This window comes from Dactylosporangium sp. NPDC000555 (assembly GCF_040300025.1).
In the GTDB taxonomy this organism is placed as follows: Bacteria; Actinomycetota; Actinomycetes; order Mycobacteriales; family Micromonosporaceae; genus Dactylosporangium.
The window spans coordinates 43,038-52,179 of the sequence record NZ_JBEPDB010000066.1 but is presented as its reverse complement, the minus strand read 5'-3'; the positions used below and the strand labels follow the sequence as shown (position 1 = coordinate 52,179).

At 72.0% G+C, this 9,142-nt stretch carries 8 protein-coding genes; 6 read left to right on the top strand and 2 right to left on the bottom strand.

The features are described from left to right. Positions 1 to 647: 647 nt before the first annotated feature. From ABT297_RS31115 to rho, 5 genes are all read left to right on the top strand, one after another. Positions 648 to 1,865 (top strand): MFS transporter, encoded by a 1,218-nt coding sequence (locus ABT297_RS31115; RefSeq protein WP_350555962.1) that lies wholly within the window; start codon positions 648 to 650, stop codon positions 1,863 to 1,865. Between the two features lie 342 nt (positions 1,866 to 2,207). Beyond that, positions 2,208 to 3,059 carry an SPFH domain-containing protein gene (locus ABT297_RS31110; protein WP_350555961.1) on the top strand — a complete coding sequence of 284 codons (852 nt, stop codon included), beginning with the start codon at positions 2,208 to 2,210 and terminating at the stop codon, positions 3,057 to 3,059. 2 nt (positions 3,060 to 3,061) lie between these two features. Next, on the top strand, positions 3,062 to 3,259 hold the full coding sequence (locus tag ABT297_RS31105) for a type II toxin-antitoxin system antitoxin (RefSeq protein ID WP_350555960.1): 198 nt from the start codon (positions 3,062 to 3,064) through the stop codon (positions 3,257 to 3,259). Between the two features lie 29 nt (positions 3,260 to 3,288). After that, on the top strand, positions 3,289 to 4,185 hold the full coding sequence (gene thrB / locus ABT297_RS31100; RefSeq protein ID WP_350555959.1) for a homoserine kinase: 897 nt from the start codon (positions 3,289 to 3,291) through the stop codon (positions 4,183 to 4,185). 331 nt (positions 4,186 to 4,516) lie between these two features. Further along, positions 4,517 to 6,571, top strand: a complete 2,055-nt coding sequence (gene rho / locus ABT297_RS31095; RefSeq protein ID WP_350555958.1) for a transcription termination factor Rho — start codon at positions 4,517 to 4,519, stop codon at positions 6,569 to 6,571. Between the two features lie 74 nt (positions 6,572 to 6,645). On the opposite strand, the gene ABT297_RS31090 is transcribed toward rho, so the two are convergent. Both ABT297_RS31090 and ABT297_RS31085 read right to left on the bottom strand, forming a co-directional pair. Continuing rightward, on the bottom strand, positions 6,646 to 7,548 hold the full coding sequence (locus ABT297_RS31090; RefSeq protein WP_350555957.1) for a phosphatase domain-containing protein: 903 nt from the start codon (positions 7,546 to 7,548) through the stop codon (positions 6,646 to 6,648). A gap of 109 nt (positions 7,549 to 7,657) precedes the next feature. Continuing rightward, positions 7,658 to 8,704 carry a 2'-5' RNA ligase gene (locus ABT297_RS31085; protein ID WP_350555956.1) on the bottom strand — a complete coding sequence of 349 codons (1,047 nt, stop codon included), beginning with the start codon at positions 8,702 to 8,704 and terminating at the stop codon, positions 7,658 to 7,660. A gap of 199 nt (positions 8,705 to 8,903) precedes the next feature. Between ABT297_RS31085 and rpmE the strand changes: the two genes are divergently transcribed. Further along, entirely contained in the window at positions 8,904 to 9,131 is a 228-nt protein-coding gene (gene rpmE / locus ABT297_RS31080) for a 50S ribosomal protein L31 (RefSeq protein ID WP_350555955.1), read from the top strand. The last annotated feature ends 11 nt before the right edge of the window (positions 9,132 to 9,142 follow it).

Sequence of the window (9,142 nt, the reverse complement as noted above, 5' to 3'; positions counted from 1 at the left end):
ACCGTGCCGAGCGGTTCGGCCGCGATAGCGTGCCGACGCTTGGCCTCCCGCGCTTGGCCTCCCGCGCTTGGCCTCCCGCGCTTGGCCTCCCGCGCTTGGCCTCCCGCGCTTGGCCTCCCGCGCTTGGCCTCCCGCGCCTGCAGCAGACTGCGGCCGTTGCGGTTCACCATGAGGCCGGCCCGGTGTGCTCGCCGCCGAAGCCCTGCTGATCGTCGCGCACGGCGTTGAGGTCGGTCCGCTCGGACGCCATCATCTCGCCCGCCACGGGCTGCGCCACTCGCCGGTCCTGAAACGCTGTTGCTCATGCGACCCGCTCCCAACCGAATTGCCGGCCATCGACCTTCGGATGCGAATGGACAACGGAGAAATCGGGGACACCGCCGCAGTACGTGCGAACGTAATTCTCGGCGAGTTGCGGAAATCACAGTGAGGCGGCGGATTGTCTGGTTGGTGTATTTCGGGCTCCGCGGTCGACGCGACCAGCAGCCGCAGCCGCACCACGGCGACGTATGAGCCGGGTGTCGTCGGCGACCGATCCGGGACCGACGCCGGGGCAATGGGAATTGACCACGGTGCTCACCCGCCGAACGCATTCTGGCAGTGCGGGCGGGCGTCGGCGCGGTCGCGGTGGCAACTACGGTATGGGGGTGCCGCCCGCCCTTTCGGTTCTCATCCGTAACAAGGACTTCCGCAACCTCTTCGCCGCGGACCTGATCGGCCTGGGTGCCGACTGGTTCGTGATGATCCCGCTGCTCACGCTCCTGCCGCACCTGACCGGGAGCGGCCTGTGGGGCGCCTTCGTCCTGGCCGCCGACACCGGCGTGACCGCGCTGCTGCTGCCGTACACCGGAACCGTCGCCGACCGCCTCGACCGCCGCCGCATCCTCATCATCGCGGACCTCGCCATGGCCGCCTGCGCCCTTGCCCTGCTGCTGGTCCGCACCCCGGCGACGGCCTGGGTGGCCCTCGTCGCCGTCGGCGCGATCGCCGTCGCCAAGGCGTTCTTCGCCCCGGCTGCCCAGGCCGCGCTGCCCAACGTCGTGGAAGCCGGCGACCTCTCCGCGGCCAACGCGCTGAGCGGCTCGGCGTGGGGCACGATGCTCGTGATCGGCGCCTCCCTGGGCGGCATCGCCTCGCAGGCGTTCGGCCCCTATCCGTGCTTCGCGCTCGCCGCCGCCCTGCTGGTGCTGTCGGCGCTGCAGGTCTGGCGGGTCCGCCGGCCGCTGCAGGCCGAGCGCGACGCCGAGCCGTCGCGCGCGTTCGCCGCCATCGCCGAGGCCCTGCGGTACATCCGCGGAAACCCCCGCGTCGCGTCCCTGGTGACCGTCAAGTCGGCGGTCGGCCTCGGCAACGGCGTCCTCACGGTCTTTCCCGTCCTGGCCGCCGCGCTGGGCGCCGGTCCGCTGGGCACCGGCCTGCTCTTCGCCGCCCGCGGCCTGGGCGCCCTGATCGGCCCGCTCCTGCTGCGCCGGGTGCTGTCCCACCGCGCCTGGCTGCTGCCCGGCCTCGCGCTGTCGATGACCCTCTACGGCCTCGCCTACGTGGGCGTCAGCCTGGTGACCTGGCTCCCGCTCGTCCTGGCCGGCGTGGTGCTGGCCCACGTGGCGGGCGGCAGTAACTGGATGATGTCAAACTTCGTGCTGCAGTCCGAGGTCCCCGACGCCCTGCGCGGCCGCGTGTTCGCCACCGACTTCATGCTCGCCACCCTGTCGATCGCCGCCAGCCAGCTCGCGGTCGGCGCCTTCGTCGACCACACCGACCCCCGCCTGCTGGTCGCCGCCTCGGGCGCGGTGACCGTGCTCTACGCGGCCGGCTGGGCCGCGGTCACCCTGCGCCGCTCCGCCCCGGCGGCCCCGCAGGGGTAGCGACCGTCGATTGGCAGCGCCTGGCGTCCACGATGCGCGGGGTTCTCCATTATCGCGGAGTGAACGTGCTGCTTTTGGTGCATGTTCACTCCGTGATCATGACGAACATGATGGCTGGTCGACGCGGAGCGCAGCCGCGGCCAGCGCAGTCCGAACTCGGCTCGCGACGCCAAGCGCCCAATGGGCACTGTTACCGCCTGACAGGCGAAAAATACGACAAGTCGGGCATAAATTGCCCGACTTGTCGTCCTCTGCGCCACCTCGGCGGCGTGCCGCAAGGGACTTGCGCGGCACAGCTATCGTAGTGATATCACTTCGATAGCCCCCACAAGGAGTAGTCATATGGAGCGACGGGCGTTCCGTGTCGCCGGGTTCACGATGCTCGGTGTGCTGGTCATCCTCGCGGTCGCCGCGGTCGTGGCCGGCGTCAACCTCGCGGAAGGGCCCGGGGGCGCGACGATCGCCGCGCTGTCCGTGGTCGGCGCCGTGATCCTGTCCGGATTCACCGTGGTCAACCCGAACGAGGCGCGGGTCATCCAGTTCTTCGGGCGCTACGCCGGCACCGTCTCCGAGGCCGGCTTCCACTGGACCGTCCCGCTGAGCGCGAAGCACCGCCTGTCGAGGCGGGTGCGCAACTTCGAGACCGACCGGCTCAAGGTCTCCGACGCCGACGGCAACCCGGTCGAGATCGCGGCCGTCGTCGTCTGGCGCGTGGTCGACACGTTCAAGGCTTCGTTCGGCGTCGACGACCACATCTCTTACGTCGCCGTGCAGGCCGAGGCGGCGGTGCGCCATCTCGCCACGAGCTATCCCTACGAGTCGCACGAGGACGGCCGGGCCAGCCTGCGCGAGGGCAACGTGGTGAGCGAGGAGCTGACCACCGAGCTGGGGGAGCGGGTCGCGCTCGCCGGCGTCGAGGTGCTCGAGTCGCGCATCACCCATCTCGCGTACGCGCCGGAGATCGCCCAGGCGATGCTCGCCCGGCAGCAGGCGAGCGCGATCGTCGGCGCGCGGTACAAGATCGTCGAGGGCGCGGTCGGCATGGTGCAGAGCGCGCTGGAGCGCCTCGGGGAGCTGGAGGTGGTCGAGCTCGACGAGGAGCGCAAGGCGCAGATGGTGGCCAACCTGCTGGTCGTGCTGTGCGGGGACCGCAACGTGCAGCCCGTCGTGAACACCGGCACGCTGTACGGCTGACCGTGCCCGAGCGCAAGAAGCTGCTCCTGCGGCTCGATCCCCAGGTCTACGACGCGATCGCGCGCTGGGCCGGCGACGAACTGCGCAGCGTGAACGGCCAGATCGAGTTCGCGTTGCGCCTCGCCCTGCGCCAGGCCGGGCGTGAGGTCAGGCGGGGTCGGGACGCAGTAGCGTCAGAAGACGTCGATCCCGAAGACTGAGCGCACACGTGTCATGGTGAGATGTCCGCATGGCCCTACTGCTCGATCCCGTCGTCGTTCGCGTGCCCGCCACCAGCGCCAACCTCGGTCCGGGCTTCGACGCGCTGGGCCTCGCCCTGACGCTCTACGACGAGGTCGAGGCGCGCGTGACCACCGACGGGGTGAACGTCGAGGTGACCGGCGAGGGCGAGGGCCAGCTGCCCGGCGACGCGAGCCACCTCGTGGTGCGGGCGATGCGCCGGGCGTTCGACCGGTTGGGCGAGCACCCGGCCGGGCTCGCGCTGCGCTGTCGCAACCGCATTCCCCAGGCGCGCGGACTCGGCTCGTCCTCCGCCGCGATCGTCGCCGGCATCGTGCTGGCGCGCGCCCTCGTGCAGGACGGCGCCGAGCGGCTGGACGACGTCGCCGCGCTCGCGCTCGCCGACGAGATCGAGGGCCATCCCGACAACGTGGCGCCGTGCCTGCTCGGCGGCTTCACGATCGCCTGGGGCGAGCGCGGGCGGGCCGCCGCCGTGCGCCTGGAACCAGCCGAGGACGTCCACCCGGTGCTCTTCGTGCCGGAGGTGCGCGGGCTGACCGAGGAGGCCCGCGCGGCGTTGCCCAAGACCGTGCCGCACGCCGACGCCGCCTTCAACGCCGGGCGCTCCGCGCTGCTGGTGCACGCGCTGACGAGCGCCCCGGGGCTGCTGTTCGCGGCGACGGAGGATCGGCTGCACCAGGGGTACCGAGCGGAGGGAATGCCGTTGACGGCAAGCCTTCTGGCGCGGCTGCGCGACGAGGGGGTGGCCGCCGTGGTGTCCGGCGCGGGCCCCAGCGTGCTCGCGTTCGGCACCGGCGGCTGGACGCCGCGGGCGGTGCCGGGTTGGCGTGTTCTGCCGCTGGATGTCGATATGAGGGGCGCGCGGCTCGGCGGTGACCTGGGATGAGGTACGCTGGAACACGCCGAGCGGGACCCTGTTGCCGCTGACTCATGGAGTTGATTACTCTCTAGTCCTACAGCAGCCGCTCAGTGCGGCGATCTCATGCGGGGCGGCGTGCTCCGAATTCCGTGGCACCCCTTGCGCACGCCCGGCCGCCAACCCGCGTTTCGTGTGATCGCGCGCGCACGGCTGGGCCAGTGACGCAAATGATGGCGTCCACGCCCACCGGCAGCGCTGCAACACCTCCCGCATCGCGCGCGAGGCGGGAGCACCCGTGGGCCACCCGGCCATCGTTCTTGCATCCGGGCAGCCCCGGCCTAACGAGGGAAGGAATCCATTGAGCGACACCACCGACGTCACGTCGGATGTCTCCACCGACCGCACCGCGGTCGAGACCGACGGCGCCGAGGCCGGCGCGACGCGTCGGCGGCGCTCGGGCACGGGGTTGGCCGGCATGCTGCTGCCTGAGTTGCAGAGCCTGGCCGCCTCGTTGGGCATCTCCGGCACCGCGCGCATGCGCAAGGGCGAGCTCGTAACCGCCATTCAGGAGCGTCAGGCGGGCGAGTCGCGCCCCGCGGCCGCGCCCGCCCGGACCACGCGGGCCAGGCGGAGCGAGACCCGCGCGGAGGCCCCCGCGGAGACTCCCGAGGCCGAGTGGCCCTCGGCCACCGAGGTCACCGAAGCGCCGGCCCGCACCCCTCGTCGGGCCACCCGGGCCGCCGGTCCGCCGTCGCCGCGGGCCGTTCGCGAAGAGGCCGCCGAGCCGGCGGCCGCTGCCGAGCCGGCCGCCGCGGCGCCCGTCGCCGAGCGGGCCGAGCGCCCCAGCCGTGCCGAGCGCGCGGCCGAGCGGGCCGAGCGTGGTACCACTGAGCGTGCGGAGCGGGCCGAGCGCCCCGAGCGGGGCGAACGCGCGGCCGAGCGGGCCGAGCGGGCCGAGCGCGGTGCCACCGAGCGTGCGGAGCGGACCGAGCGCCCCGAGCGGGGCGAACGCACGGCCGAGCGCGCTGAGCGCAACGACCGGGCCGAGCGCGCCGACCGTCAGGAGCGGGCGGAGCGCAACGGCGCCGACCGTGCCGACCGGGGCGACCGTGCCGACAGGGGCGACCGCAACCAGCGCGGCGGCTTCGCCGACGACGAGGGCGACGACGACGGCACCGGCCGTCGCGGGCGGCGCAGCCGGTTCCGCGACCGCCGCCGGGGCCGCGACCGCGACGGCGCCGAGGCCACCGGCCGTGGCAACGAGCCGCAGGTCAGCGAGGACGACGTCCTCGTGCCCGTGGCCGGCATCCTCGACGTGCTGGACAACTACGCGTTCGTGCGCACCACGGGATACCTGTCCGGCTCCAACGACGTCTATGTCGCCATGTCGCAGGTCAAGCGCTACGGCCTGCGCCGCGGCGACGCCGTCACCGGCGCGGTGCGCCAGCCTCGCGACGGCGAGCAGCGGCGGGACAAGTACAACCCGCTCGTGCGGCTCGACACCGTCAACGGCATGGACCCGGAGGAGGCCAAGCGCCGCCCCGAGTTCTACAAGCTGACCCCGCTCTACCCGCAGGACCGCCTGCGGCTGGAGACCGAGCCGAACATCCTCACCACGCGCGTCATCGACCTGGTGATGCCGATCGGCAAGGGCCAGCGCGCGCTCATCGTGTCGCCGCCGAAGGCCGGCAAGACCATGGTGCTGCAGGCGATCGCCAACGCGATCACCCGCAACAACCCCGAGTGCCACCTGATGGTGGTCCTGGTCGACGAGCGGCCCGAAGAGGTCACCGACATGCAGCGCTCGGTGAAGGGCGAGGTCATCGCCTCGACCTTCGACCGGCCGCCGACGGACCACGCCACGGTCGCCGAGCTGTCGATCGAGCGGGCCAAGCGCCTGGTCGAGCTGGGCCACGACGTGGTCGTGCTCCTCGACTCGATCACGCGTCTGGGCCGCGCCTACAACAACGCGTCGCCCGCCTCCGGCCGCATCCTGTCCGGCGGTATCGACTCGACGGCGCTGTACCCGCCCAAGCGCTTCCTCGGCGCCGCCCGCAACATCGAGAACGGCGGCTCGCTGACCATCATCGCCACGGCCCTGGTCGAGACCGGGTCCACCGGCGACACGGTCATCTTCGAGGAGTTCAAAGGCACCGGCAACGCCGAGCTCAAGCTCGACCGGAAGATCGCCGACCGGCGCATCTTCCCGGCGATCGACATCGACCCGTCCGGCACCCGCAAGGAGGAGATCCTCCTGGCCCCGGACGAGCTCGCGATCGTCATCAAGCTGCGCAAGGTGCTGCACGCACTCGACTCGCAGGAGGCGCTCAACCTCCTGCTGGACAAGCTCAAGAAGACCCGGACCAACGTCGAGTTCCTCATGCAGATCGCCCAGACCACGCCGGGCGAGTAGGAGATCCGACGCCGAACGCCCCTGGGCCCACCCGCCCGGGGGCGTTCGCCGTTCATTCGGCGGCTCACTCCACGTCAGAAGTCGCCCTCGGCCACCTGGAACACGGTCAGGCCGAGGGAGCGCCACATGCGGACCACCTGGCGGCGATCGTCGAAGACGCCCACGACGTGGTAGCGGCTGCGGATCTCCTTGTCGAAGATCTCGGCCTTCACCACCGAGTCGCGGCGCTGGTCGCCCGTCACACGCATGAACAGCGCCCGGTAGGGCACGCCGACGTGCTCGGCCAGCCACGCCTGCGTCGCCTCGCGGCAGTCGTCCGTGCGGCCCGAGCAGAAGACGACCTCGTGGCCCGCGGCGTGCATGGCGCGCACGGCGGCGATCACCGGGGCGTTCGGCCGGTCCTGCGAGACCCGGGACATGTCATACGGGCTGCGGCCGTTGAACAGCGCCACCGTGCCGTCGATGTCGACCAGGACCGCCCGCGGCGCGTCCGGCGGGGGCTCGTAGGGGGCGCCGTGGGCCGGGTCGATGACCGGGAGCGGCAGCGGCAGGGTGCGGCCCGCGAGGTACCGCTGATGCATCGAGCGGATCACGTCCTCCCCGACGTGGCCGTCGCCCTCGCGCAGCGCGTCCCGGCGGATGCACTCCTCGACCGCAACGTCGGTGAAGTCGCGCACCGTGAAATGCGCCCCGCACTTGGCCGCGAGCTCGGCGAACTCGCGCACCACCCGGCCGCGCAGGTTGGTGTCGTCGCAGACCACGTCCGCGCCCGCGCGCAGCAGGGCCTCGACCGCGGCGTGGTGCGCGACCGTGACCTCCCGCTCGGCGCGGCCGCGCCGGTCCGGGTCCTCGACGCGGCCGCCGTGCAGCATGCGGCGCATGTCGTCGCGGTTGACCCGGACCAGGTGCGGCTGCTGCTTGGCCCAGGTGGTCTTGCCGGAGCCCGGCAGGCCCCGGGTGATCGTCAGCGTGGCCATCTACGAATCCTCCACGGCGGGCTCGCCCACCGGCGGGCGCACCCGCTGCCACAGCAGCGGGGTGTAGTCCTTGCCGTCCAGGCGCAGGAACAGGCAGCCGCGGCGCGGGTCACGCGCCACGGCGACCGCGAAGTCCTTGCGCGTCCAGCCCGGCGCCAGCCCGGCCACGATCGCGGCGTACTCCCGCTCCACCTCGGCCACGAGCCCGTCGACCCGCTCGGTGAGGCCCGGTGGCCCAGGCGTGGAATTCGTCCGGCAGCGGCTCGAGCAGCTCGTCGAGGGCGCCGTTCACCATGGCCTCCCACACGACGCGCGGGTTGAGGCCGGTGACGATGCGGTGTAGCCGCACGTACTCCGAGTATTTGATCTTCACCCGGGCGTCGGGCCCGGTGAAGTGCACGACCAGCCCCTCCCGATTGTCGCGCGGCGGCGCCGCCAGCGCCTCTGCCAGGGTCGTGTAGCCGAACGTCTCGACGGCCGGCCCGGGCCAGCCGGGGACCGCCTCGGGGCCGTGGCTGCGGCCGGTCGCGATCTCGACGGCGCCGAGCAGGACGAGGTCGTCCAGGCCGCCGTAGTCGAGCACGATCCGGTTGCCGGGGTAGATGATCTCGAACAGCACGGTGTGCCCGGGCGGCGGCGTGAAGCGCCCGGCGTACCGCGAAAGCCACACCCGCGTCGCGTGCCGCGCCTGCTCGGAGTCGAACGAGCCGCGGGTCGCCACCGCCCAGCGAGTTGTGGACGAGCACGCGGGCGAGGTAGTTGTTCGTCGTCGTCGTGATGTCGTAGCCGGTGCGACCTTCTCGATGCGAATCGAGCCACCACCCCACAGGTTTAGGGCGGTTCCGCGCGGAAAGCAGCCGTCGGCCTTGTCGGTCACCGAGACCGGGCCGTGCGGATCCAGGGCGGGGGCACCCGGCTGGCCGTGGTTGAAGAACTTCGCGAACGGCCGCGCCAGCACCGTGCCCGTCTCCGCGTGGACGACGAGCCCGCGGCAGGCCAGCGTCGCCGCGTTCCACACGTTCTCGTACTGCGCCTTCGCCGTGTAGTTGTGGATCAGCAGCGGCAGCGAGGGGTGGCGCTGGGTGTGGACGTATCCGCCGCCGATCATGTCGGCTAGCAGCTTCGGATCGCAGAGTTCGTCGATGTGGAGGCTCATAGCGCGGTCAGCGTAGGTGAGTCACGCCGACGGCCGCGATGCAATTGAGGCGGGAATGCCGGCGGGGGTGCGCGCGTTACACAGACCGGTCGAGGAGCCATGACAAGCTCGTGGCAGACTTGACCGACGGCCAACTCAGGTTCCGGTTCACGCCCGCGCCCGGGCGACCCGGCGACCGACTATCGAAAGGACCGCGGCCATGAAGCCGGACATCCACCCGGAGTACGTGACCACCGAGGTCACCTGCTCGTGCGGCAACTCCTTCACCACCCGCAGCACCGCCAAGGGCGGGCAGATCCACGTGGAGACGTGCTCCGTCTGCCACCCGTTCTACACGGGCAAGCAGCGCGTGCTCGACACCGCGGGCCGGGTCGCGAAGTTCCAGCAGAAGTACGCCAAGGCCCAGGCCAAGCAGGCCGGCAAGTAGCTGCGCTTCCG

What these genes read in the sequence shown, in the direction of transcription:
- ABT297_RS31110 (WP_350555961.1), top strand. Translation starts at nt 2,208, where the DNA reads ATGGAGCGACGGGCGTTCCGTGTCGCCGGGTTCACGATGCTCGGTGTG.
- thrB (WP_350555959.1), top strand. Translation starts at nt 3,289, where the DNA reads ATGGCCCTACTGCTCGATCCCGTCGTCGTTCGCGTGCCCGCCACCAGC.
- ABT297_RS31090 (WP_350555957.1), bottom strand. Translation starts at nt 7,548, where the DNA reads ATGGCCACGCTGACGATCACCCGGGGCCTGCCGGGCTCCGGCAAGACC.
- ABT297_RS31085 (WP_350555956.1), bottom strand. Translation starts at nt 8,704, where the DNA reads ATGAGCCTCCACATCGACGAACTCTGCGATCCGAAGCTGCTAGCCGAC.
- rpmE (WP_350555955.1), top strand. Translation starts at nt 8,904, where the DNA reads ATGAAGCCGGACATCCACCCGGAGTACGTGACCACCGAGGTCACCTGC.